A 23,140-nucleotide genomic window follows, 5' to 3' on the forward strand; every position below is an offset into this window, starting at 1 on the left:
GGGGCGGATGTAAAGCCATGGCCGGCAACGACCAGATGGACCAGGACGCCATTGCGGCCCAATGGGAAGCCTCGCTCGATTCCGAGGATCCCGCGACGGCCGCGGCGGAAGCTGCCAAGAACGAGCTCACCGAGAACATGGCGCTGCAATGGGCCGCCATGGTCGAGGACGGCAGCCGCGACTTCGGCGGCAAGAACACCAATGGCGAGCGCGTGCTGTCGCAGGAGGAGATCGACAATCTCCTCGGCTTCACGGTCGGCGACGTCAGCCTCGACGATCATTCCGGCATCCGCGCCATCATCGATTCCGCGATGGTGTCCTACGAGCGTCTGCCGATGCTCGAAATCGTGTTCGACCGCCTGGTGCGGTTGATGACGACGAGCTTGCGCAATTTCACCTCCGACAACGTCGAAGTCTCGCTCGACCGCATCACGTCGGTGCGCTTCGGCGACTACATGAACTCGATCCCGCTGCCGGCGGTGCTTTCGGTGTTCAAGGCGGAGGAGTGGGAGAATTTCGGCCTCGCCATGGTCGACTCCAACCTGATCTATTCGATGATCGACGTGCTGCTCGGCGGCCGCCGCGGCCAGACCCAGCTCAAGATCGAGGGCCGGCCCTACACCACGATCGAGACCAATCTGGTCAAGCGGCTGGTCGAGGTGGTGCTGTCGGATGCCGAGCAGGCGTTCCGGCCGCTGTCGCCGGTGACCTTCACGATCGACCGGCTCGAGACCAACCCGCGCTTTGCCGCGATCAGCCGCCCGGCCAATGCCGCCATTCTGGTGCGCCTGCGCATCGACATGGAAGATCGCGGCGGCAATGTCGAGTTGCTGCTGCCCTACGCCACCATCGAACCGATCCGCAACGTGCTGTTGCAGATGTTCATGGGCGAGAAGTTCGGCCGCGACCCGATCTGGGAAGGCCATTTCGCCACCGAAGTGGCGCAGGCCGAGATCGCGGTCGATGCGGTGCTGTACGAGGCCGATATCCCGCTGAAGGAGCTGATGAAGCTCAAGGTCGGCGACACGCTGCCGCTGGATATCCGCTCCGACGCGCTGGTCTCGGTCCGATGCGGCAACGTCACCCTGACGGAGGGCCGCATGGGCCGCGTCGGCGACCGCGTCGCGATCCGCGTCACCAAGAATTTGCGTAAACCCCAAACCACCTTCGCGATGTTCGAGAAGGCGGACGAGCGGACCAAGATGATGGAGGCACCATGAGTCATGTGCTTGGACTGATAATCGAGAGTCTGGTGGCCGTGCTGCTGATGCTGACGATCGGCTATTGCTGGCTGCTCAACAAGCGCCTGCAGCGGCTGAAGGCGGACGAGCATTCGCTGAAGGCGACGATCGCCGAATTGATCACCGCGACCGAGATCGCCGAGCGGGCGATCGGCGGGTTGAAGCACGCGGTGCGCGACGTCAACGAAAACCTCGGCAACCAGCTCGATGCGGCGACGCTGATGTCGGCGCAGCTGAAGAACCAGCTGGCGGAAGGCGACCATGTGGTACGCCGCCTGTCCAAGATCGCGCTGGCCGCGCGGCCGCCGGAGCCCGCTCAGGCGCCGGCACCAGCAGCTGCGCCCGCCGCGCCGGTAGCGCAGGCGCCCAGGGTTTCGGCCGCGCGCGCGGTTGCCGCGGCGGCTGAAGCCTTCACCGAGCGCAGGAGGGCCGGCGGCCTCGCTGCATGAAGTTGCTTCGTGACATCAGAGTGATGCCCGTGGTGCTGGTCGCGATCTTCGGCCTGATGGTGCTGAAGGTCGCGGGCCTCCTGCTCGATGGCGGTTACGTGTTTGCCGAGGACGCGCCGCCGGCCGGCCCGGCCGGTCCCTCTTGGGCGCAGCAGAACTTCAACTTCCCCGGCGCCCCCAAGGCGGTTGCCGACAGCAAGATCAAGGCCGATCCCGGCGACATCACGGGATCGGTCGAGGGCAAGGACGCGAAGAAGGACGAGGCAGCGAAACCGGCCGCACCGGCCGCGGAGGCGCCCAAGCCCGACGGCGTGGTGGTCAATCTGGATGCGCCGCCACCGGTGTCGGCGTCGGAGCGCGCGATCCTGGAGCGGTTGCAGTCGCGCCGCCAGGAGCTCGAGACGCGCGCCCGCGAGGTCGAGATCCGTGAGAGCCTTTTGAAGGCGGCCGAGAAGCGCATCGAGGCCAAGGTCGAGGAGGCCAAGGCCAATGATGCCAAGGCGAACGCCGACGCGGCGGCCAAGGCCGAAGCCGACGCCGCCCGTTTCAAGGGCATCGTCACCATGTACGAGAACATGAAGCCGAAGGACGCCGCAAAAGTGTTCGATCGGCTGGAGATGACCGTGCTCTACCAGATTGCCTCGCAGATCCAGCCGCGCAAGATGTCGGACATCCTCGGCCTGATGCAGCCCGAGGCTGCCGAACGGCTCACGGTCGAACTCGCCCGCCGCGCCGGCGGCGACAAGTCGGCCCCGACCGACGAGCTGCCCAAGATCGAAGGCAAGATACTCGCGCCGAAGACGAATTGACGGAGCGAGTTAGCCCGAGAACTTTCGGTCGGTTTGCGCCCGCGAGCCAAGTGGCGCGCCTTCGCGGCGCCGGCGATAGCGTCGCGACGAAAGATGGATCGTCCTCATCCAGCGCCGCCGCAATAGATGCGGTTTGCTGTTCAAGGGCGCTCAGATGCTTCTGGATGTCGAATCTCTTCGTCTTGAGCGGCAGCTCGAACCACCCGATTTCCGCGAACCGTTCCAATGTGATGGCAAGAGTTCTTTAACCATACCGCAAACCCGTTCGACTGGCAGATTACCGCAAGGGCGAAGCCGGCGTCGAAACCCGCTTGGTAACCCCCATGAAACAATCCATTGACGTTAACAGCTCCTTAACGCCGCCCGATCCAAGATCGGGACGCGTGGGCGAGGGTGCTTCGCGCTGGTATGGCTGAAGTCCCGAGAAGACGTTTCGAGATGGCGCGAACGGCTGCCGCTGAAACTTGGTCGCTAGGCCGCGCCTGGGCGCGGACCGCGCGTCTGTGCCTGCTCGCAACCGGCCTTGTCCTCACCACCCTCGCAGATCCAGCCACCGTGCGAGCCCAGGATCTGTCGCCGGTGCCGGGCGAGGCGACATTCTCGGCCGCGAACGGCTATGCCCGGCTGGTGCTGAAGACGAAGGAAGAGGTCGAGTCGGAGGTCACGACCGCGGGCTCGATTATCGTGATCCGCTTCAAGCGCCCGGTCGATATCTCCGTCGAGAAACTGTCGGATGCGGTGCCCGATTATGTCGGCGCCGCGCGCCGCGATCCGGACGGTTCGGCGATCCGCCTGTCGCTGGCGCGCCGCGTCACCATCAACACCATGACCGCCGGCGAGCGCATCTTCGTCGACTTCCTGCCCGACGGCTGGACCGGCCCGCCGCCGTCGCTGCCGCAGGACGTGATCCGCGAACTGGCGGAGCGCGCCCGTGCCGCCGAGCGTCTATTGCGCATCCAGCGCGCGGCCGATGCCGCCAGGAAGAAGCCGCCGATCCGGGTTCGCGCACTGGTGCAGCCCACCTTCGTCCGTTTCGTGTTCGAGGTTCCCGACGGGGTCAGCGTCTCCTCGGTGCTGAACGAGCAGAAGCTGACGCTGTCCTTCAACTCGGTTTTGAGCTTCGACCTGGCCGATGCCAAGGTCGCCGCTCCGCCGAACGTCGCATCGATCAGCTCGCGCGCCGACACCGATACCTCGGCGGTCGACGTGACGCTGATTGGCGATGTCGACGTGCATTCGTTCCGCGACGAGAAGAACTACATCGTCGATGTCGCCTTCCAGCAGAGCGAGCAGCAGCAGGCGGCGAAGCCCTCGCTAGGCTCGTTGTTGCCGACGCCGCGCGGCAAACCGAAGAGCGCGGCTGCAATCGCGCCGGTGACATCGGAGAGCATCGCGCAGCAGGCCAAGATCGAGATCAAGTCCGAGCCACCCAAGGTAGAGCAACCCAAGGCGGAGCCAGCCAAGCCCGAACCGGCCAAGCTCGAACAGGCAACGACCGAACCACCGCCGCCCGCGCCCGCCAAACCAGAACAGCCGAGATCAGAGCTGCCCAATCCGGAGCTGCCGAAGATCGCCGCTGCGCCGCCGGCCGAGGTCGAGAAGGCCGCTGCACCGGCCGCGCCGCGCGAGGGCGGCGCCGCGACGGAACAGAGCGACGCGCCAAAGCCTGCGCCTGCTGCCGCGGCGGCGCCAGCCGTGGAGGCGCCGAAGCCAGAGGCAGCGCCATCGCCGCCTGCCGAGGCCCGCGCCGGCGCCAAGTCTGCTGCCAGTTCTGCGATCGAAGCCCAGCGCGACAGCGACGGGTTGCGGGTGACGTTCTCATTCCCCGGCGCGACGCCGGCGGCACTGTTCCGTCGCGCCGACACGGTATGGATGGTGTTCGACACGCCCGAGGCGATCGACGTCGATCCGGTCCGCGCCAAGGCCGGCTCGCTGATCTCGGATGTCAGCCGGATCGCGCTGGAGAAAGGGCAGGCGGTGCGCTTCCGCCTCAACCGGCCGCAGATGCCCTCACTCGAGAGCGACGAGCGCTCGCGCGGCGTGAGCTGGACGCTGACCTTCGCCGAGCGGGTGCAGAAGCCGCCGCTGCCGCTCAGCGTGGTGCGCAATATCAGCGAGCCCTCGCTCGCCAATGTCAGCGTGCCGCTCGCCAATCCCGGCCAGCTCCACAGACTGATCGATCCCGACGCCGGCGATACGCTCTGGGTCGTGACCGCGCCGCCGCCGACCCGTGGCATCATCAAGCGGCAGGATTTTGTCGAGCTCTCATTGCTGGAATCGATTCACGGCGTCGTGGTTCACCCGAACGCCGATGACGTCAAGGCGGAGGTCGGCGACGACAAGGTGATGCTGGGCCGGCCCGGAGGCCTGACGCTGTCGTCGGCAGACGTCACGGCCGAGCGCGCGACCGCGGCGGTGAAGCCGCTGTTCGATCCGGACGAGTGGCACAAGAACCAGTCGGAGAATTTCCTCAAGCAGCTCGACGGACTGATTGCGGCGGCTTCGACCGCCAATGCCGAGCAGCTGCCGCAGGCGCGGCTCGATCTCGCCGATTTCTACATGGCGCGCGGCATGTACCAGGAAGCCCACGGTGTCACCAATCTGATCCTGTCCGAGAGCAAGCGCGGCAGCGAGTCGGCGTCCGTGGTGATGGTGCATGCGGTTGCCAGCATCCTGATCGGGCACCCGGCGCAGGGCCTCAAGGACCTGGCCAATCCCGTAATCGGCAACGGTTACGATTCCCAATTGTGGAAGGGGCTGGCCTTTGCCCGCGAGGGCAAATGGCCCGAGGCGCGCGAAAAGTTCAAGAACGCCGAATTCGCGGTCGCGACGCTGCCGCCCGATCTGCAGCGCATCGTCACCATGGATTCGATGAAGGCCTCGCTCGAGGTCAAGGACTATGCCGGCGCTGCGCGGCGCAAGAGCGATCTCGACGTGGTCGGCATTCCCGACGAACTCAAGCCCGCGGTTGCCGTGCTGCGCGGCCGGCTTGCCGAAGCGCTCGGCCAGGAGAAGGACGCGCTCGACGCCTACCGCTTCGCCGCCGGTTCGCCCGACCGTCAGGCCGCCGCCGAGGGCAGACTGCTGGAGACGCTGCTGCGGCAGAAGCGTGGCGAGATCGGCCGCGACGACGTGTTGAAGGAGCTCGAGCTGTTGTCGATGCTGTGGCGCGGCGACAATATCGAGCTGAAGACGCTGTATGTACTGTCGAAGATCTATGCCGAGACCGCGCGCTACGCCGATGCCTTCGCGGTAACTCGAGCGGCGACCCGGCTGCAGCCGAACGCGCCGGAATCGCGCCAGGCGCAGGATGCCGCCTCGGCGTTGTTCGTGCAGCTCTATCTCGGCCCGAAGGGCGACGAGATGGCGCCGATCGATGCGCTCGGCACGTTCTACGACTATCGCGAGCTGACGCCGATCGGCCGCCGCGGCGACGAAATGATCCGCCGTCTCGCCGACCGTCTGGTCGGCGTCGATCTGCTCGACCAGGCCGCCGACCTCCTGCAATACCAGGTCGACAAGCGGCTCGAAGGCGCGGCGCGCGCTCAGGTCGCCGCGCGGCTTGCGATGGTCTATCTGATGAACCGCAAGCCCGACCGCGCCATCGGCGCGCTGCGCTCGACCCGGATTGCGGACCTCTCCGGCGAACTGCGCCAGCAGCGGCTGCTGCTCGAGGCGCGCGCGCAGAGCGATGTCGGCCGGCACGACCTCGCGCTCGACATCATCTCGAACATCACCGGGCGCGAGGCGATCCGGCTGCGCTCGGACATCTATTGGGCGTCGCGGCATTGGCGCGAGGCGTCCGAGCAGATCGAGCTCTATTACGGCGACCGCTGGCGCGACTTCACCCCGCTCAACCCGAGCGAGAAGGCCGACGTCATCCGCGCCGTGGTCGGCTACGCGCTCGCCGAGGATGCCATCGGGCTGTCCCGGTTCCGCGAGAAATACGCGCCGCTGATGCCCGGCGATGCCGACAAGTTGGCGTTCGACGCGGCCAGCAAGCCGGTCGCGACCTCGAGCGCAGAATTCGCCCAGATCGCGCGGATGGCCGCCAGCGTCGACACGCTCGACGGCTTCATCCGCGAGATGAAGACCCGCTTCCCCGACGCCACCGCCCGCGCGCCGCTGCCCGATCCGGTCACGACCGGATCGCTGCCCGACGGGCCAAAGGCCGCGCCGGTCAGCACGCTGCCGGTCATCAAGGGCGAGCGCCGCGCCAGCGCGACGCCGTAGCGGCACTGGCTGCTACGGGCCGGGAGTTACCCACGCGGTCGAAATGATCCCCTTGTCGTCGAGCGCGATGCGCCAATGCGCGGCGCCGTTGGCCTGTCTGACGCTATAGACATCTTCGCCTTGCTCGCCGACACCGAGAAAGCGGATCGCCTGGATCGTGCCGAGGTCTGCGAGGGGCTGAAGCCACGTCATCTGCTTGCGGGTCGCCGCCGCGAGCGCCGGGCTCATCTCGTTGTAGTTGGGATTCCCCGAGGCGATCCCATCGATCAGCCGGTGCAGCGCAGCCTCGGTTCCGGGATTGGCCGACTGGTTCTTGACGCGCTCCGCCGTCTGATCGGCGATCTTCCGTGCCGCTGCGGCATCGATACGCGCCATCGCAATATCGGTGCCGTTCTGATGCAGGATCAGCGAGGTGACTCGTCCGCCCGGTCCGACGACGAAGCTGACTTGGGCGTCGACGATCCTGGCGAAGAATTCGGTCACGCTCTCCGCAAAGAACCGGACCGAGCGCTGTCCGGTCAGTTGCATCACCAGATGATGTCCGTCGGGTGTGACCGTGAACACGGCGCGGTCGTTGAGCTTGTAGAATCCGGCATAATTGTCGAGCACGGCTGGATCCACCGCAATCTCCTGCCGCGCGGTGGTCGGCGGTGATCCTGCGGTGAAGTCTGTAGCCTGGGCCGGCGTGCTTGGCGGTCCGGCGGCCTGTATCCGCGCCGCCAGCGTGTTCCAGTCGCGCTGACCGAACAATCTGGCGACCAGCTCCAGGCTGTCGCTATGGGTGAGGGGGATCGATTTGGCGGCGAGCGCTTCGCGCAGCGTCTGCGCCATGGTCTTGGCATCACGGAAGTCGCGCATGGGATCAACCTTTGCATCGACGAACGGTGAGCGTCAGGGGCTTGCGTTGCTGACCCGTTCGTGCGGGCAAAGGAAGCCTGAAACCTGGCTTGATACGTTCACCGTCCCCGGGCGGGGTGCAAGCGGCGGGTGGTATCGACCCTGTCCGATGTTCGCCGGGGACCCGTAATTTGTCAATTGCAACAGCCCGTGATCAGGTGCGTGCTCTCGACATTCCGCCGCCAAATCGGCAACCATGGCTGATGTCGCCAACAGAGAGGACGTCGTCACATGAGCAAGCCGATCAGGACCGAAGCCGAACTGATCGCGATGGCGCGCGCCGAGTTGAAAGTCCATGCCGATTGCCCCGACGGCATCGACATCTCCGTGCTACGCGACGGCGACAGCTGGGAATTCCGCGCCAGCGCCGACGCGGCCACCGTGGCAAAACCCGGCTACCCCGAATGCGTCGCGATGCTGGTGCAAATCGGCGACCACCTCAGCAAGCAGTATGACGTGAACGGCTAGCCACTGCTGCGAACCGGGGAGAACGATGGACCGCATCGACGCCATGAAGGTCTTCGTCGCGGCGGTCGACGAGGGCAGCCTTGCCGGCGCGGGGCGGAAGCTGCGGCGCTCGCCCGCGGCGGTCAGCCGGGCGATCGCGTTCCTCGAGCACCATGTCGGCGCCGAGTTGCTTCACCGCACCACGCGGTCGCTGAAGCTGAGCGATACCGGCCAGCGTTACGCGGCGGCGTGCCGACGCATCCTCAGCGAACTCGAGGAGGCGGACATCTCGGCCGGCGGCGAGCGATCGGCGCCGCGCGGCACGCTGACCATCACCGCACCCGTCGTGGTCGGCGAGGACGTGCTGCGCCCGCTGCTTGACGCCTTCATGACTGAATATCCGGCGGTGTCGGTGCGGCTCGTGATGCTCGACCGCACGGTCAACCTGATCGACGAGGGGATCGACGTCGCCCTGCGCATCGCCCAGCTCGCCGATTCCAATTTCATCGCGGTCAAGCTCGGCGAAGTGCGCCGCGTGCTCGCGGCATCGCCGGGCTATCTCGCCCGGCATCCCGTGATCGGCGAGGTCGCCGATCTCGCCAAGCACCAGATCATCGCGATGACGCATTTCGGGCTCGACTCCTGGAGCTTTCCGCCGGCCGCCAGGTCGAAGGTTGCGCGCGCGGTCCAGTTCGAGCCGCGGCTGGTCGTCAACACGGTGCGGGCGGCGGTCGCTTCGGCCAGCGAAGGATACGGTGTCACCCGGCTGTTCTCGTATCATATCGCCGAAGAAATCCGTGACGGCCGGTTGCAGATCCTGCTCCCCGGTGACGAACACCCGCCGTTGCCGGTGCATCTGCTGGCGCCGCAGGGGCGCTTCGACGTGCCGAAGGTGCGCGCCTTCGTCGATTTCGCGGCGCCGCGGCTGAAGCGCTATTTCGAGCGGCTGTCGCACGAGGCCAGCCGGGCCAGTCGTTCGCGCCGCGGAAGAGTGTCTGCCGAATAGCAGGCATTCGCACGGAAAGCGGATGTATCTAGCTTGCTCTCCATAGAGGCGGCGCTGTTGTCGCCTCACCAACAGATGGAGAGAGATCATGGGTGCAGAGCAGAAGGTTGCCGTCATCACCGGTGCGTCGCAGGGGATCGGCGAGGCGCTTGTCCGGGGGTATCGCGATCGCAATTATCGAGTCGTCGCCAATTCCCGCAGCATCAAGCCGTCGACCGATGCCGATGTGCTGGCGGTGCCAGGTGATATCGGTGATCCCGAGGTTGCAGAACGCATCATCAAGCAGGCGCTGGCGCGCTTCGGCCGGGTCGACACGCTGATCAACAATGCCGGCATCTTCGTCGCCAAGCCGTTCACCGATCATACCGACCAGGACTATGCGGCGGTGCTGGCGACCAACCTCAACGGATTCTTCTACATCACCCGCCGCGTTGCCAAGGAGATGGTGAAGCAGGGATCGGGGCACATCGTGCAGATCACGACCAGCCTGGTCGATCACGCCAACAGCAATGTGCCATCGGTGCTGGCCTCGCTGACCAAGGGTGGCCTGAATGCGGCGACCAGGTCGCTGGCGATCGAGTATGCCGCCAAGGGCATCCGCGTGAACGCGGTGGCGCCCGGCGTGATCAAGACGCCGATGCACGCCCCCGAAACTCATGACTTCCTCGCCAAGCTGCATCCGGTCGGCCGCATGGGCGAGATGAAGGACATCGTCGACGCCGTGCTGTTCCTCGAGGGCGCGGGCTTCGTCACCGGCGAGATCCTGCATGTCGATGGCGGCCAGAGCGCCGGGCGCTAGTCGAGCAAAATCGGGAGCGTGGGATGCCTGTCGTTACCATTCAGGTCACGCGTGAGGGGACGACGCCGGGCGCGTCGTCCACCACGCCGGAGCAGAAGGCGGCGCTGATCAAGGGCGCCAGCGAGTTGCTGCGCGATGTGCTCGGCAAGCCGACGGAGTCGACCTTCGTCATCATCGAGGAAGTCGACCCCGATAATTGGGGCTGAGGCGGGCTGCCCGCGCTGGACTACCGCAGAAAGCTCGCAGCGGCCGCGGCGACATCATCGCGCTGACGGCTTCTGCCAAATCGAACCGGGACCTCGCCCGATCGGGAGAGGTCTCGAAATCGCTGCGAGCGATTGCTGCGATCGCAACTAATCATTTTTCACGAACGGCCGGAGCGCCTACTGCCATGTCCATGTCAGCCGATGTCGATCATAACAGGCGCCACCACGCCGAGCCGCGCCGCGACGCCGGCGGGCCGCTATGGCTGTCCGCAACGGCGGGATTGTGCGCCTCGCTGGTCGGACTGGGGCTGGCGCGCTTTGCCTACACGCCGCTGATCCCGGCACTGATCGCAGCAAAATGGTTTACGCCGGCGGAGGCGGTCTATCTCGGCGCCGCCAATCTCGCCGGCTATCTCGCCGGCGCGCTGATCGCCCGCGATCTCGGCGCGCGCATCGGCTCGGTGTGGGCGCTGCGCGGCATGATGGTGCTGGCTGCCGCCACCTGCTTTGCCTGCGCGGTGCCGATCTCCTTCATCTGGTTCTTCGGCTTCCGCTTCCTTGCCGGCACTTCGGGCGGCGTCATCATGGTGCTGGCGGCGACCGCGATCCTGCCCCATGTCGCGCCGAGCAAACGCGGTCTAGTCGGCGGCGTGATCTTCGCCGGCGTTGGCCTCGGTGTCGCCGCGTCAGGCACGCTGGTGCCGTTGTTGCTGCAGCAGGGCGTCAAGCAGGCCTGGTACGGCCTTGGCGTGCTGTCGGCGGTGCTGACGCTGATCAGCTGGAGGGCGTGGCCGGCGGAGGTGCCTGTCGCGTATGGCGCAGCCGAGCCCCACGTCGCCTCGCACGGTGTGCGCTCGCCGCTGGTGATCGCGCTGTGCGTGGAGTACGGGCTCAATGCGCTGGCGCTGGTGCCGCACATGGTGTTCCTGGTTGATTTCGTGGCTCGCGGCCTCGGGCAGGGGATCGCCGCAGGATCCTATTACTGGGTGCTGTACGGTATCGGCGCCGTTGTCGGACCACTGCTATCCGGACATCTCGCCGATCGCGCCGGCTTCGCTGCGGCGCTGCGTGCGGCGTTCCTGATCGAGGCGGTGGCGGTCGCGCTGCCCGCGGTGACGAATTCGCCCCCGGCGCTGATCGTGTCGAGCCTCATCGTCGGCGGCTTCACGCCCGGCATCGTGCCGCTGGTGATCGGCCGCATCCACGAGCTGATCCCGCATTCCGCCGCAAGCCAGCGCTCGGCCTGGGCTCAGGCGACCACGGCCTTCGCGCTGTTCCAGGCCGTCGGCGCCTACGGCCTGTCCTGGCTGTTCGCGCAGAGCGGCGGCAACTATGCGCTGCTGTTCGTGATCGGCGCGGCTGGCGTTGCCGCAGCGCTCGCGATCGAATTGGTCAGCGTCGTCCTGCTGGGGCGCAAGCGGACTTAGCCGCGCAGCGCTTTCGTCAGGACGGCGACGAGGCGGTCCACATCGGCCTCGTCGTTGAAGACGTGTGGCGATATCCGCATCCGGCCGAGCCGCAGCGCGACGTGGATGTTCTCGGCGGCAAGCTGTGCAATCAGCTCCTTCGGAATGCCGCCGGTCATGCCGAGGCTCAGGATATGCGGCGCGCGCAGGCTCCGCGCCAGCAGATTGAGCCCGAGATCGCGGACCCCGTCGGCGATCCGCTCATTGAGCATCGCGAGCCGCGCGCTGACGGCGGCGGCGCCCCATTCCGCCATCATCTCCATGCCGATCGAGGCCATTTCGAGGGTGATGAAATGATCGCGCTCGCCCATGTCATAGCGCCGGGCATTGTCGACATAGCCGAGATCGCCGAAATAGACCGGCTTCTCGGAATTGACGTCGCGGCGGCCGGCGGAGGTCTGCTCCAGCGGCACCCCGTTCTGGTGACGTTTCGCCGCGTAGAGGAAGGCGCGGCCGTAGGGACCGATCAGCCATTTGTAGGTCGGGAAGATCACGGCGTCGGGATCGAGTTCTGTCACATCCATCGCGATGACACCGGCGCTTTGCGTCGCGTCGATCACGAACATCGAGCCATGCCGTCGCAGTGCGGCCTGCACCTTGTCGACGTCGATGAGGCCGCCGTCGGACCAGTGCACCGACGAGATCGAAGCGAGGCCGACCGGCGGCGCGCCTGGCCGCTCGATCGTTGCAAGCACCGCTGACGTCCAGTCGCCGTCGGCGGGCTGGCGCACGGTGTCGACGACAAAACCCTGCGCCTCGGCGCGGGCATGCCATTCCAGCACCGGCGAGGAATGATCGTTCTCCAGCACGACGACGCGGCTGCCGCGCGGAATGCTTAGCGCCTTCGCCACCGTCGCGATGCCGTAGCTGATCGCCGGGATCAGCGCGACGTCATCGGGATCGGCATTGATCAGGCGTGCCGCCGCACTGCGGGCCCGTTCATGCTGGCGGCCGGCAAAACCGGCATCGATCGTCCAGGGCTGGCCCTTGCGTCCGACTGCGGCGCGCCCGGCGTCGAGCGTCTTCAACGGCAGCGGGCTGTAGGACGCCGAGTTCAGGTAGCAGACCTCGCGTGGAATATCGAACAGATGGCGCTGGGAGGGAAGCATGTCGTCTCGTGGCTGGGATTGCTGATGATGTCGCGATGCGGACGAGCGTGCGCTCATCGGTCATATTGGTCCGGTCCCATCGCCCATGGCGCCTGGTCGTAGCCGTTGGCGAAGGTGCGGTTGGTCTGCGCCGGATTGCGGTTGACCAGCGGCCGCAGATACATCGGATGGGTGGCGCTGCGCACCTCGTGCTCGACGGTGAACAGATGCCGGCCATCTCTGGGATCGACGATGTCGCAGAAGCGGTACTGGTACTGATTGTCCTCGCGCGAGACCAGGTTGCGCTCGCGCAGCCGCCTGTAGGGGCCCGAGAAGTCCGTGATGTAGATCTGGACGTGATGGCCGTCGAACTCGCCCTGCGCCTGGTCGGTCTCGCGGAATTGCAGATACTGGTCCTTGCCGACTTGTGCGCGCGCGACGACACCGTCACCGTTCGCAACGCTGGCCGGGATGCCCATGATCTCCGGATAGAACCGGCTGATCGCCTTGGCGGTGCCGCGCGGCACCTCGAACTCGACATAGGGCATGCCGAGCGCGATACGTCCGAACCGCCCGGCGTCCGGCTCATAGCAGCGCAGCCGGTTGCCCCACGGGCAAATGGCCTCGACGTGATCGTTGTGCTCGCGATAGCTGAACGCGGTGCCCTCGAGCTTGGGCGCGACCGCGGCAAGCCGCTGCAGCAGGGCCTGCCGTCCGGCGATCACGATTGCCGTGTGGCCGCGCAGCACCTGCGGTCGGCCGCTCGGCAGATGAAATTGGCTGCGACCGGCATTCACCCACATGTTGCTGTCGGAGACCATCAGATAGGGATCGCGGGTCAAGCCGATGCCGGCGACATAGAACAGCGTGGCGAGGCGCTGGTCCGGCACCTGCACGTTGACGTGCTCGAGATGGATGGCGTTGCCGAGGTCTTCTGCGGCGCGGTCGAATGGCTGCTGCACGGCGCGGCTCCCTGGATGCGGTGCCGAGTATGATAGTGCAACGGCACGGCCGATCCAGCGATGAGGCCATGAATGTTTCGCGGGGCTACCCCCCGTAACTCTGCACCAGGCTGCCGGCGACCAGCGCCCAGCCGTCGACCAGCACGAAGAAGATCAGCTTGAACGGCAGCGAGACCACCACCGGCGGCAGCATCATCATGCCCATCGACATCAGGACCGAGGCGACCACGAGGTCGATGATCAGGAACGGGAGGAACAATAGGAAGCCGATCTCGAAGGCGCGCTTCAGCTCGGAGATCATGAAGGCCGGCACCAGGATGCGCAGCGACATCTCCTCCGGTGTTGCCGGCGGCGGCTCGCCGGAGAGATCCATGAACAGCTTCAGATCCTTCTCGCGGACGTTCTTCTGCATGAAGCCGCGCAAGGGGACAGAGGCGCGCTGCAGCGCTTCCTCGACGCCGATCTGGTTGGCGACCAGCGGCTTGATGCCGTCATCATAGGATTTCTGCAGCACCGGTCCCATCACGAAGGCGGTGAGGAACATCGCAAGCGCGATCATCACCGAGTTCGGCGGCGCGGTGGCAGTGCCGAGCGCGGTGCGGAGCAGCGACAGCACGACCACGATGCGCGTGAACGAGGTCATCATGACCAGGATCGACGGCGCGATCGACAGCACCGTGAGCAGCGCGATCAGTTGGATCGCGCGCTCGGTCACGCCGCCATTACCGCCGCCGAGATTGATGCTGATGTCCTGCGCCATCGCCGGATCGGCGAAGGATCCGGCGGCGATCAGGACAGCGATGAAAAAAACTCTACGCGGGACCGACCCTGATCTCACGAAGGATTCTTCGGTCGGCCGAGCAGCGATGCCATCTCGTCCTCGAGATTCTCGAAGCCGCTCTTCTGTCCGCCGGCGGGCGGGGCGGGCGGCTCGCTACGCGGCGCGCGAACCGGCTGTGCCTCGGGCGCAACCGGCGGCGCGACGGTCTCGTTGGCGCCGGTTGGGCGGCGCAGGGCCGCCTCGAGCCGCTGCGCCATCTCGGCAAGATTGGCATCGGCGTTGGACGTCGGCGGCACCGGCGGAGGCGCCTGTGTGGCGACCGGCGGCGGAGCAGCGGGAGGCGGCGGCATGACGGCGCGCTCGGGCGCCCGCGGCGGCGCCTTCGGCGGCTCGGCAGCGCGCGGCGGACGCGGAATCACGGGTTCGGAGCGCGGCGGCAGGCGCGGCGGCATCGGATCTGGCCGCGGTTCGCTGCGCTCGGCCGTCAAGCCCGCGAGCGGATCGTTGCGACGCTCGGCGATCGGCGGCGGGGGCCGGCGCAGCTCGTCGGCGAAAGAGGGGCGCGCCTGACGCGGCGGCAGCTCGGGCTCGGGAAGGTCGAAACTGTCGGACCGGGCGACCTCGCTTTCGTTCCAGGCGGCATCCGGCAGCGGTGCAGCGCGCGGCAGCGCAGCCTCGGGCGCAACTGCGGGGCGGCTCGACATCTGATCGCGTCCGGGCATCGCCCGTACGATATTCGGCTCGACGACGATGTCGGTCGGGCCACCGATCATCAAGAGATGCTCGATGTTGTCGCGGCGGACCAGCACCAGGCGGCGGCGGCCATCGACGGCTGCTGCGTCGATCACCGCCAGGCGCGGCATGCGCCCGCGGTTGGCGTTGGCGCCGAGGCGGCTTCCAGCGAAGCGGCGGACGAGCCATGCGGTGACGCCAATCAGCGCTAGCACGACGACGAATGCCAAGACGAAAGTAATGACCTGCATATTGGAGTCCCCGGCCATCGTGGCCTTCCTCAGCTTCCGCCATCAACGAGCGCGGATTGATTGGTGCGGTTTGCGCAGCGAATCGCGCCCGAGATTCGCCTTATTTCTTAATTCCCAGCGGCTTGCAGCCGACTGTTCTATTAATAAACCAAGAATCGCTTGTCCCAAAACGACTTCTCAGCGCCCCACGCTGTCTTGGTTTGTGCTGGTTAACGCAGCATTCGTGGCGAAAATGCGCTCGCCGACCGCAGTTGCGGCGTTCTCCACGGCTCCGTCCGATATTTTAACCATCCGTTAACCATACACCGGGCAAATTCTGCCTACCTCGGAAGGCCCAAGGGGCGTCCAAAGGTTAACGGAGCGGCGACGATGGCCATGAACGACCTCCCGATCCTGTCGGCGCTGCGCAGCAAGATGCAGTGGCACCAGGAGCGCCAGCGGGTGCTCGCCGAGAACATTTCCAATTCCGACACGCCGAACTTCCGGCCCCGCGACCTGGTCGAGCCGAAATTCGACCGGGCCGGCGCCACGGTCGGCGGCGGCATAGGGACGCTGCCGATGATGCAGACCAGCGCCACCCACATAGCAGCGTCCGGCGCGCCGGACACATTCGATAATGATCGCGGCAAGAGCGGGTTCCAGACCCGCCCGGCCGGCAATGCGGTCAATCTCGAGGAGCAGATGCTGAAAGTGTCGGCCAACCAGATGGACTACGCGGCCGTCACCTCGCTCTACAGCAAGAGCCTGCATCTGCTGAAGACCGCGATCGGCAAGGGCTAGGCCGCCTAACGGCGGCGGGAGGATCCCATGGCAGATGGAACAAGCGATTTCACCCGCTCGATGAGCATCGCGACCTCGGGCCTGCGCGCGCAGGCGGGGCGGATGCGTGTGATCTCGGAAAATATCGCCAACGCCGATTCGACGGCGCAGACCGCGGGCGGCGATCCCTACCGCCGCAAGGTGCCGACCTTCTCCTCGGCACTCGATCGTTCGCTTGACGCCCAGATCGTGACGCTCGGCCGGATCCGCCCCGACCAGTCGTCGTTCCGCATCAAGCACGAGCCGGGCAATCCGGCGGCGGATGCCTCCGGCAACGTCAAATATCCGAACGTCAATTCGATGGTCGAAATGACCGACATGCGCGACGCCCAACGCTCCTACGAGGCCAACCTCAACATCATCAGCGCGACGCGGCGGATGATCCAGCGCACGCTCGACATCCTCAAGTCCTGACGCAACAAGAACAGGGAACGTAAATCATGGCTACACCGACCGTCGCCGCCAACGCCTATGCCAGCCTCGCCAGGATGATGGAGCGCGGCGGCGCAGAGAAGGCCGGGCAGGCCGTGGCCGGCCCATCCTTCAGCGCGCTGCTGAAGGACTCCGTTGGCAGCGTGCTGGAGGCGGGCAAGAAGTCCGACGCGCAGACCATGGCGATGGCCTCCGGCAAGGCCAACGTGATGGATGTGGTGACGGCGGTCGCCGACACCGACGTCGCGGTGTCGACGCTGGTGTCGGTGCGCGATCGCGTGATCCAGGCCTATGAAGACATCATGAAGATGCCGATCTGACGTCCATCAGCACGTCATCGCCAGGGCGATGCGAAGCAAGATTGCAAAAGCGAGAACACAACAATGACCGGCCCTGAAACCCTCGACGTGGCGCGCGATGCGATCTGGACCATCGTGCTGGTGTCGTCGCCCTTGATGGTGGTCGGCCTCGTGGTCGGCGTCGTGGTGTCGCTGTTCCAGGCGTTGACCCAGATCCAGGAGCAGACGCTGGTCTTCGTGCCGAAGATTCTCGCGATCTTCGTCACATTGCTGCTGGCCCTGCCGTTCATGGCGGACGCGCTCAGCAGCCACATGATGCGGATTTCGTCGCGAATCATCGGCGGTTGATGCACTAATGCCGCGGTCATGCGCATCGATGTCTCCCTGCTTCCGGCGCTGGCCGCGATCTTCGTGCTGGTCTTCGCGCGCGTGGGCGCGATGGTGATGCTGCTGCCCGGATTCGGCGAGAGCAACATCCCGGCGCGGGTCAAGCTGTCGATCGCGCTGCTGCTGACGCTGATCATCCTTCCGCTGCATCGCAACGCCTATCATGTCGACCTGACGTCGATCTCCGCGCTCGGCGTCCTGATGGTGCATGAGCTGATCATCGGCATCGTGCTCGGCGCCACCGCGCGGGTGACGCTGTCGGCGCTCAACGTCGCGGGCTCCGTGATCGCCCAGCAGCTCGGCCTCGGCTTCGTCACCGCCGTCGACCCGACCCAGGGGCAGCAGGGCCAGATCATCGGCAACTTTCTTACCATCCTCGGCCTGACGCTGCTGTTTGCGACCGACAGCCACTATCTCGTCATCGCGGCGCTGAGCGAGAGCTACCGCATCTTCTCGCCCGGCGAGATCATGCCGACCGGCGACGTTGCCTCGCTTGCGACGTCCGCGTTCTCCGCGGCCTTCAAGATCGGCCTGCAGCTGTCGGCGCCGTTCCTGGTGTTCGGCCTCGTCTTCAACATCGGGCTCGGCGTCTTGGCGCGGCTGATGCCGCAGATGCAGGTCTACTTCGTCGGCGTGCCGCTCTCGATCGTGGTCGGCTTCCTGATCTTCGGCGTCGTGCTCGCGGCGATGATGAACACCTATTTCGACTACTTCAACGGCGTCTTGCGCCAACTCGCTCCAATGAACTAGTCAGGAGACGGGATGGCCGAGGACACCGAAGACAAAACAGAAGACCCTACGCAAAAACGTCTCGATGAAGCCCTCGAGAAAGGCGACGTCGTCAAGAGCCAGGAGGTCAACACCTGGTTCATCATCGCCGGCGCCACGCTGGTGCTGTCGACCTTCTCGAACTCGATCGGCGGCGGCATCTTGATGCCGCTGCGCAATCTGATCGCCAATTCATGGATGATCCGCACCGACGGTGCCGGCCTGCTGCAACTGACCCAGACGCTCGGCTACGCGGTGGTCGCGGCGATCGGCGTGCCGTTCCTGATGCTGGCGCTGGCCGCGATCGCGGGCAACATGATCCAGCATCAGCTGGTGTGGTCGGGCGAGCAGCTCAAGCCGAAATTCTCCAAGATCTCGCCGGCGGCCGGCTTCAAGCGGCTGTTCGGCAAGCAGGCGGTGGCGAACTTCCTGAAAGGCCTGTTCAAGCTGATCGCGCTCGGCGTCGTGATGGTCATGGTGCTGTGGCCCGATCGGATGCGGATGGAATCCTTCCTGCGGGTCGACCCGGCCGAGCTGTTGCCCGCCATCACCGGCATGACCGTGCACCTGCTGGCTGCGGTGGTCGCCATCCTCGCCGCGGTCGCGATCGCCGACTACTTTTTCCAGTACCGGACCTGGTACGAGCGTCACAAGATGTCGCTGCAGGAGATGAAGGAGGAGTTCAAGCAGTCGGAAGGCGACCCGCACGTGAAGGGCAGGATCAAGCAGTTGCGGGTGCAGCGCGCCAAGAAGCGCATGATGGCCCAGGTTCCGAAGGCCTCGGTGATCATCACAAACCCGACCCACTATTCGGTGGCGCTGGCCTACGACCGCAGCATGTCGGCGCCGATCTGCGTCGCCAAGGGCGTCGACAGCCTGGCTTTCAGGATCAGGGAGATCGCCAAGGAGCTCGACATTCCGATCGTCGAGAACGTGCCGCTGGCCCGGGCGCTCTATGCGACTGTCGACATCGACAAGGAAATCCCGGTCGAGCACTATCATGCGGTTGCCGAAATCATCGGTTACGTGATGCGGCTGAGGCGTGGCCTGTCCGGCCTGCGCCAGTAAGGGGCGGAAAACCGCTTGAAATGCGCGTAACTTGCGAATTAGCCGCCTGATGGACTTGCGTTTTCGGGTCCGATTCAGGCACTCAGGGGTGAGGTGGCCGGCCGGTCGCCTTCGTGATGCAGACGAGCCATGTCTCTCCAGATGACCGCCGATAGCAACGATCCTCCCGCGACTGAGCCGTTCGTGGCCCACGGGCGGGCGCGGCGGAGCGGCAGTATCCTGCTGGTGCTGCTGATCGCCACCGGCATCGTCGCGGTGGCCGTTTGGCTCATGACCATCGGCCGGACCCAGGCACAGCCCTATATCCTCTTTGTGCTGGCGCTGCTCGCCACCGTCGGGCTGTTCAACCTGTTCGCCCTTGCCGCCGGCATCATCCGCTTCTCCGACCGCACCAGCGACGACCCGGTGATGGGCCGGATCGCCGATCACGCCCACGAAGGGCTCGTCGTTACCGACTCTCGCGGCCACGTGGTCTATTCCAACGCCGCCTATCTCACGCTGACCGGCGCGGCGGGGCCGCAGGACGTCCGTCCCGTCGAACGGGTCTTCATCGGCAACCCCGACGTCTCCGAGGCGGTGTTCCGCCTCCTGAAGGCGGCGCGCGAGGGCAAGCGACAGCAGGAGGAGGTCCGTGTCGCCGGCCACGAGGCCGGGCAAGGTGGTGGGCAGGGCCGATGGCTGCGCCTGCGGGTGCGCCCGCTCGGCGAGGGCAAGCGCGACGCGAAATATGCGGTGTGGTCGATCGCCGACGTCACCCGCGACCGCGAGCGCCAGGAAGACGTGTTCCAGGAGCTGCGGCACGCGATCGAGTATCTCGATCATGCGCCGTGCGGCTTCTTCTCGGTCAATCCGGCCGGCGAAATCGCCTATATCAATGCCACGCTCGCCAACTGGCTGGACTATGATCTCGCCGAGATCGGCTCGGGTGGCCTCAAGCTGACCGACATCGTCTCGGGCGACGGCGCGGCGCTGCTGACCTCGATCGCGGCGGTGCCCGGCGAGGTCAAGACCGAGGTGTTCGACATCGACCTGCGAATGCGCGGCGGCAAGACCGTGCCGGTGCGGCTCTATCACAAGCTCGCTTTCGGCGCGGACGGCGCGGCAGGGGCCTCGCGCACGCTGGTGATCAGCCGTGCCCGCGACGAGCATTCCGATCCCGAGCGCGCCGCCGAGGTGCGGTTCATGCGCTTCTTCGACCACACGCCGATGGCGATCGCAACCGTCGATCGCGGTGGCAACGTGGTCGGCGCCAATGCGCGCTATGCCAAGCTGGCGCAGGGGCTGAACGGCGACGGCGGCGCGGCCAAGTCGATCTTCCGTGCGGTCAATCCGCGCGACCGCGGCCTGTTGATCGCCGCGATCAACCAGGCTGCCGAGGGCCAGGGCGATATCGCGCCGGTCGAGGTGATGCTCGACGGGCCGAAGGAGCGCTTCGCCCAGTTCTTCGTTACCACCGTGGAAAAGGACGAACGCGACGCCGAGACCGCGATCGTCTACATACTCGAGATCACCGAGCGGCGCGCGCTGGAAAACCAGATCAACCAGTCGCAGAAGATGGAGATGGTCGGCCAGCTCGCCGGCGGCATCGCGCACGACTTCAACAACGTGCTGTCGGCCATCATGATGGCGAACGACTTCCTGCTGAACGCGCACAAGCCGACCGACCCCTCGTTCCAGGACATCATGCAGATCAAGCAGAACGCCACCCGCGCCGCGACGCTGGTGCGACAGCTGCTCGCGTTTTCGCGCCGCCAGACGCTGCGGCCGCAAGTGCTCGATCTCGGCGATGCATTGAGCGACCTCACCATGTTGCTGCGCCGGCTGATCGGCGAGAAGGTCAAGCTCGACCTCGTGCATGGCCGCGATCTGTGGCCGGTCAAGGTCGACGTTTCGCAGTTCGAGCAGGTGGTGGTCAATCTCGCTGTCAACGCGCGCGACGCGATGCCCGACGGCGGCAAGCTGATCATCCGCACCGCCAACGTGCCGACCGAGGAAGCAGCCCAGCTCGCCAACAAGGGCATGCCGGCGGCGGACTACGTGAAGATCGAGATTTCGGACACCGGCACCGGCATTCCGCATGAGATCATCGACAAGATCTTCGAGCCGTTCTTCTCGACCAAGGAAGTCGGCAAGGGCACCGGCCTCGGTCTGTCCACGGTCTACGGCATCGTCAAGCAGACCGGCGGCTTCGTCTATGTCGATTCCGTGCCGGGCAGCGGCACTACGTTTCGGATTTATCTGCCGCGGCATCGCCAGGAGCAGGAGGTCGCACCGGAGGCGCATGCCGGCAACGGCGCGGCAAAGGAGACTGCGACCACAGAAGCCGCCAAGCCGAAGCCGGATCTCACCGGGCAGGGCACCATCCTGCTGGTCGAGGACGAGGACGGCCTGCGCTCGCTCAATGCGCGCGGCTTGCGTTCGCGCGGCTACAGCGTGATCGAGGCGGCCAACGGCGTCGAGGCGCTGGAGGCGTTCGAGGAGCAGAATGGCGCCGTCGATCTCGTCGTCTCCGACGTCGTGATGCCGGAGATGGACGGGCCGACGCTGCTGAAGGAAATGCGCAGCCGCAACGCCGACCTCAAGATCATCTTCGTCTCGGGCTATGCCGAGGACGCGTTCGAGAAGAGCCTGCCGGAGAACCAGCAATTCGCGTTCCTGCCGAAGCCGTTCACGCTGACGCAGCTGGTTGCCGCTGTGAAGGAAACCATGACGGCGAACTAGTCGGTTGCCGCGGCAAGCGTCTTCGCATCTCGCAAGTGCGAGGTGAAATTCCGTTGCAACTGCGGTTGAAACCGGGCCTCATCCCGCGCTAGGACGCAGCGTCGCGTCCACAAGGCCCATAGTGTCACATCGCCGCGACCGAGGGCCGCAGCCGCGGTTCCCGTTTCCCGCTTCACTTTTGTCAGGCCCTGCCCATCTTAGGGGCGTTTCCCCATGCCGGGGAATCCTTTGAGGAAACCAACATGAATTTCTCGCAACGCACGCGTGGAATTGTCCGGGCGATCGCCGTCGCGATGGCGCTGGCGCTGCCTGTGATGATGACCGTTTCGGCGGCCGACGCCCGCGTCGGCGGCGGCGGCTCGCGCGGTTCGCGGACATTCTCCGCGCCGCCCTCGACCAACACCGCGCCTGGCTCGGTGGCGCCGATGAACCGTACTTTCAGCCAGCCCGGCAGCCCGAACATGGGTTCGCCCGCGGCGGCGAATTCCGGCGGCCTGTTCGGCCGCGGTGGAATGGGGCGCGGCCTGCTCGGCGGCCTGGCCGCGGGTTTCCTTGGCGCAGGCCTGTTCGGCATGCTGTTCGGCGGCGGCCTGTTCTCGGGCCTCGGCGGCCTGTCGTCGATGCTCGGCCTGCTGCTTCAGATCGGCCTGATCGTGCTCGTGGTCCGGCTCGCAATGTCGTGGTGGCAGCGGCGCAATACGCCGGCCGCCGCGTACGCGGGCGGCCCCGACGTCGGACCCGGTCCGCAGGCGAACGGCCGTTCGGGCTTCGGCTTTGGTCTCGGCGGCGGATCGAACGCGCCGGTCGAGATTGCGCCCGCCGACTACGAGACGTTCGAGCGCCTGCTCGGCGACATCCAGACCGCGTGGTCGAACGAGGATATCGCAAAGCTGCACGCGCTCGCGACGCCGGAGATGGTGTCGTACTTCTCGAAGGATCTCGAGGAGAACAAGGCGCGCAACGTCACCAACAAGGTGACCAATGTGAAGCTCTTGCAGGGCGATCTGGCGGAAGCCTGGCGCGAAGGCGACAGCGAATATGCGACGGTCGCGATGCGTTACTCGCTGATCGACACCATGCTGGAGCGCGGCACCGGCCGTCAGGTCAGCGGCGGGCAGCCGGAGGAGGTCACCGAGGTATGGACCTTCGTGCGCCAGCGCGGCGGCAATTGGGAGCTTTCGGCGATCCAGCAGACCAACTGATCGCTTGCCTGAGACGACAGATACAGGGCGCCGTGGCATCAACCGCGGCGCTTTTGTCTTGTGGGCTTCATTTGCGC

Annotated in this window: 22 protein-coding genes; 17 read left to right on the forward strand and 5 right to left on the reverse strand. The window is 66.0% G+C overall.

Going from position 1 to position 23,140, the window contains the following annotated elements:
- Window positions 1-17: 17 nt before the first annotated feature.
- The 4 genes from fliM to ACVISU_RS35270 all read left to right on the forward strand — a co-directional run bounded on the left by fliM (window position 18) and on the right by ACVISU_RS35270 (window position 6,732).
- Entirely contained in the window at window positions 18-1,220 is a 1,203-nt protein-coding gene (gene fliM / locus ACVISU_RS35255) for a flagellar motor switch protein FliM (RefSeq protein WP_050403479.1), read from the forward strand.
- The gene (locus ACVISU_RS35260) at window positions 1,217-1,690 is read left to right on the forward strand and encodes a DUF6468 domain-containing protein (protein WP_050403478.1); all 474 of its coding nucleotides are present in this window, start codon (window positions 1,217-1,219) and stop codon (window positions 1,688-1,690) included. Before fliM ends, ACVISU_RS35260 begins: the two co-directional genes overlap by 4 nt.
- Window positions 1,687-2,499, forward strand: a complete 813-nt coding sequence (locus tag ACVISU_RS35265) for a MotE family protein (RefSeq protein WP_050403477.1) — start codon at window positions 1,687-1,689, stop codon at window positions 2,497-2,499. The genes ACVISU_RS35260 and ACVISU_RS35265 overlap by 4 nt, the downstream gene beginning before the upstream one ends.
- A gap of 438 nt (window positions 2,500-2,937) precedes the next feature.
- Complete coding sequence (locus tag ACVISU_RS35270; protein ID WP_456710006.1) at window positions 2,938-6,732, forward strand: tetratricopeptide repeat protein; 3,795 nt, start codon at window positions 2,938-2,940, stop codon at window positions 6,730-6,732.
- 12 nt (window positions 6,733-6,744) lie between these two features.
- On the opposite strand, the gene ACVISU_RS35275 is transcribed toward ACVISU_RS35270, so the two are convergent.
- Window positions 6,745-7,590, reverse strand: coding sequence for a glyoxalase superfamily protein (locus tag ACVISU_RS35275; protein ID WP_456710007.1), 846 nt, complete (start codon window positions 7,588-7,590; stop codon window positions 6,745-6,747).
- A 270-nt stretch (window positions 7,591-7,860) separates the two neighbouring features.
- Between ACVISU_RS35275 and ACVISU_RS35280 the strand changes: the two genes are divergently transcribed.
- From ACVISU_RS35280 to ACVISU_RS35300, 5 genes are all read left to right on the forward strand, one after another.
- Complete coding sequence (locus ACVISU_RS35280) at window positions 7,861-8,097, forward strand: hypothetical protein (protein WP_050403474.1); 237 nt, start codon at window positions 7,861-7,863, stop codon at window positions 8,095-8,097.
- 25 nt (window positions 8,098-8,122) lie between these two features.
- Window positions 8,123-9,082 (forward strand): LysR family transcriptional regulator, encoded by a 960-nt coding sequence (locus tag ACVISU_RS35285; protein ID WP_456710008.1) that lies wholly within the window; start codon window positions 8,123-8,125, stop codon window positions 9,080-9,082.
- 88 nt (window positions 9,083-9,170) lie between these two features.
- Complete coding sequence (locus ACVISU_RS35290; RefSeq protein WP_456710009.1) at window positions 9,171-9,881, forward strand: SDR family NAD(P)-dependent oxidoreductase; 711 nt, start codon at window positions 9,171-9,173, stop codon at window positions 9,879-9,881.
- Window positions 9,882-9,904: 23 nt separating this feature from the next.
- Window positions 9,905-10,087: a tautomerase family protein gene (locus ACVISU_RS35295; RefSeq protein WP_456710010.1), complete on the forward strand. Its 183-nt coding sequence runs from the start codon at window positions 9,905-9,907 to the stop codon at window positions 10,085-10,087.
- A 185-nt stretch (window positions 10,088-10,272) separates the two neighbouring features.
- A complete protein-coding gene (locus ACVISU_RS35300; protein WP_456710011.1) occupies window positions 10,273-11,514 on the forward strand; it encodes a YbfB/YjiJ family MFS transporter in 1,242 nt (413 codons plus the stop codon).
- On the opposite strand, the gene ACVISU_RS35305 is transcribed toward ACVISU_RS35300, so the two are convergent.
- From ACVISU_RS35305 to ACVISU_RS35320, 4 genes are all read right to left on the reverse strand, one after another.
- Complete coding sequence (locus tag ACVISU_RS35305; RefSeq protein WP_456710012.1) at window positions 11,511-12,662, reverse strand: aminotransferase class V-fold PLP-dependent enzyme; 1,152 nt, start codon at window positions 12,660-12,662, stop codon at window positions 11,511-11,513. The two genes, ACVISU_RS35300 and ACVISU_RS35305, sit on opposite strands and share 4 nt — an antisense overlap.
- Before the next feature lie 53 nt (window positions 12,663-12,715).
- Complete coding sequence (locus tag ACVISU_RS35310) at window positions 12,716-13,603, reverse strand: hypothetical protein (RefSeq protein WP_456710013.1); 888 nt, start codon at window positions 13,601-13,603, stop codon at window positions 12,716-12,718.
- Between the two features lie 85 nt (window positions 13,604-13,688).
- Complete coding sequence (gene fliP, locus ACVISU_RS35315; RefSeq protein ID WP_050403467.1) at window positions 13,689-14,441, reverse strand: flagellar type III secretion system pore protein FliP; 753 nt, start codon at window positions 14,439-14,441, stop codon at window positions 13,689-13,691.
- On the reverse strand, window positions 14,438-15,367 hold the full coding sequence (locus ACVISU_RS35320; protein WP_456710014.1) for a flagellar biosynthetic protein FliO: 930 nt from the start codon (window positions 15,365-15,367) through the stop codon (window positions 14,438-14,440). The genes fliP and ACVISU_RS35320 overlap by 4 nt, the downstream gene beginning before the upstream one ends.
- Window positions 15,368-15,736: 369 nt before the next feature.
- On the opposite strand from ACVISU_RS35320, the gene flgB reads away from it, so the two are divergent.
- The 8 genes from flgB (at window position 15,737) to ACVISU_RS35360 (ending at window position 23,063) form a co-directional block, all read left to right on the forward strand.
- Window positions 15,737-16,147: a flagellar basal body rod protein FlgB gene (flgB, locus tag ACVISU_RS35325; protein WP_456710015.1), complete on the forward strand. Its 411-nt coding sequence runs from the start codon at window positions 15,737-15,739 to the stop codon at window positions 16,145-16,147.
- Between the two features lie 27 nt (window positions 16,148-16,174).
- Window positions 16,175-16,600, forward strand: coding sequence for a flagellar basal body rod protein FlgC (flgC, locus tag ACVISU_RS35330; protein ID WP_050401185.1), 426 nt, complete (start codon window positions 16,175-16,177; stop codon window positions 16,598-16,600).
- A gap of 26 nt (window positions 16,601-16,626) precedes the next feature.
- On the forward strand, window positions 16,627-16,938 hold the full coding sequence (fliE, locus tag ACVISU_RS35335; protein WP_050401184.1) for a flagellar hook-basal body complex protein FliE: 312 nt from the start codon (window positions 16,627-16,629) through the stop codon (window positions 16,936-16,938).
- Between the two features lie 63 nt (window positions 16,939-17,001).
- Window positions 17,002-17,265 carry a flagellar biosynthesis protein FliQ gene (fliQ, locus tag ACVISU_RS35340; protein WP_050401183.1) on the forward strand — a complete coding sequence of 88 codons (264 nt, stop codon included), beginning with the start codon at window positions 17,002-17,004 and terminating at the stop codon, window positions 17,263-17,265.
- 18 nt (window positions 17,266-17,283) lie between these two features.
- On the forward strand, window positions 17,284-18,054 hold the full coding sequence (gene fliR, locus ACVISU_RS35345) for a flagellar biosynthetic protein FliR (RefSeq protein ID WP_050401182.1): 771 nt from the start codon (window positions 17,284-17,286) through the stop codon (window positions 18,052-18,054).
- Between the two features lie 12 nt (window positions 18,055-18,066).
- Window positions 18,067-19,140, forward strand: a complete 1,074-nt coding sequence (gene flhB / locus ACVISU_RS35350; protein WP_456710016.1) for a flagellar biosynthesis protein FlhB — start codon at window positions 18,067-18,069, stop codon at window positions 19,138-19,140.
- A 141-nt stretch (window positions 19,141-19,281) separates the two neighbouring features.
- Window positions 19,282-21,861 (forward strand): cell cycle histidine kinase CckA, encoded by a 2,580-nt coding sequence (cckA, locus tag ACVISU_RS35355; RefSeq protein WP_456710971.1) that lies wholly within the window; start codon window positions 19,282-19,284, stop codon window positions 21,859-21,861.
- 242 nt (window positions 21,862-22,103) lie between these two features.
- Window positions 22,104-23,063, forward strand: a complete 960-nt coding sequence (locus tag ACVISU_RS35360) for a Tim44 domain-containing protein (protein ID WP_456710017.1) — start codon at window positions 22,104-22,106, stop codon at window positions 23,061-23,063.
- Window positions 23,064-23,140: the final 77 nt, after the last annotated feature.

The sequence above is a fragment of the Bradyrhizobium sp. USDA 4452 genome (assembly GCF_054063575.1).

What these genes read in the sequence shown, in the direction of transcription:
- ACVISU_RS35275 (WP_456710007.1), bottom strand. Translation starts at nt 7,590, where the DNA reads ATGCGCGACTTCCGTGATGCCAAGACCATGGCGCAGACGCTGCGCGAA.
- fliR (WP_050401182.1), top strand. Translation starts at nt 17,284, where the DNA reads ATGCGCATCGATGTCTCCCTGCTTCCGGCGCTGGCCGCGATCTTCGTG.
- ACVISU_RS35290 (WP_456710009.1), top strand. Translation starts at nt 9,171, where the DNA reads ATGGGTGCAGAGCAGAAGGTTGCCGTCATCACCGGTGCGTCGCAGGGG.
- fliM (WP_050403479.1), top strand. Translation starts at nt 18, where the DNA reads ATGGCCGGCAACGACCAGATGGACCAGGACGCCATTGCGGCCCAATGG.
- ACVISU_RS35260 (WP_050403478.1), top strand. Translation starts at nt 1,217, where the DNA reads ATGAGTCATGTGCTTGGACTGATAATCGAGAGTCTGGTGGCCGTGCTG.
- ACVISU_RS35305 (WP_456710012.1), bottom strand. Translation starts at nt 12,662, where the DNA reads ATGCTTCCCTCCCAGCGCCATCTGTTCGATATTCCACGCGAGGTCTGC.
- flgB (WP_456710015.1), top strand. Translation starts at nt 15,737, where the DNA reads ATGGCCATGAACGACCTCCCGATCCTGTCGGCGCTGCGCAGCAAGATG.
- cckA (WP_456710971.1), top strand. Translation starts at nt 19,282, where the DNA reads ATGACCGCCGATAGCAACGATCCTCCCGCGACTGAGCCGTTCGTGGCC.
- ACVISU_RS35320 (WP_456710014.1), bottom strand. Translation starts at nt 15,367, where the DNA reads ATGCAGGTCATTACTTTCGTCTTGGCATTCGTCGTCGTGCTAGCGCTG.
- ACVISU_RS35285 (WP_456710008.1), top strand. Translation starts at nt 8,123, where the DNA reads ATGGACCGCATCGACGCCATGAAGGTCTTCGTCGCGGCGGTCGACGAG.
- fliQ (WP_050401183.1), top strand. Translation starts at nt 17,002, where the DNA reads ATGACCGGCCCTGAAACCCTCGACGTGGCGCGCGATGCGATCTGGACC.
- ACVISU_RS35300 (WP_456710011.1), top strand. Translation starts at nt 10,273, where the DNA reads ATGTCCATGTCAGCCGATGTCGATCATAACAGGCGCCACCACGCCGAG.
- ACVISU_RS35265 (WP_050403477.1), top strand. Translation starts at nt 1,687, where the DNA reads ATGAAGTTGCTTCGTGACATCAGAGTGATGCCCGTGGTGCTGGTCGCG.
- flgC (WP_050401185.1), top strand. Translation starts at nt 16,175, where the DNA reads ATGGCAGATGGAACAAGCGATTTCACCCGCTCGATGAGCATCGCGACC.
- flhB (WP_456710016.1), top strand. Translation starts at nt 18,067, where the DNA reads ATGGCCGAGGACACCGAAGACAAAACAGAAGACCCTACGCAAAAACGT.
- ACVISU_RS35295 (WP_456710010.1), top strand. Translation starts at nt 9,905, where the DNA reads ATGCCTGTCGTTACCATTCAGGTCACGCGTGAGGGGACGACGCCGGGC.
- ACVISU_RS35280 (WP_050403474.1), top strand. Translation starts at nt 7,861, where the DNA reads ATGAGCAAGCCGATCAGGACCGAAGCCGAACTGATCGCGATGGCGCGC.
- ACVISU_RS35360 (WP_456710017.1), top strand. Translation starts at nt 22,104, where the DNA reads ATGAATTTCTCGCAACGCACGCGTGGAATTGTCCGGGCGATCGCCGTC.
- fliE (WP_050401184.1), top strand. Translation starts at nt 16,627, where the DNA reads ATGGCTACACCGACCGTCGCCGCCAACGCCTATGCCAGCCTCGCCAGG.
- ACVISU_RS35270 (WP_456710006.1), top strand. Translation starts at nt 2,938, where the DNA reads ATGGCGCGAACGGCTGCCGCTGAAACTTGGTCGCTAGGCCGCGCCTGG.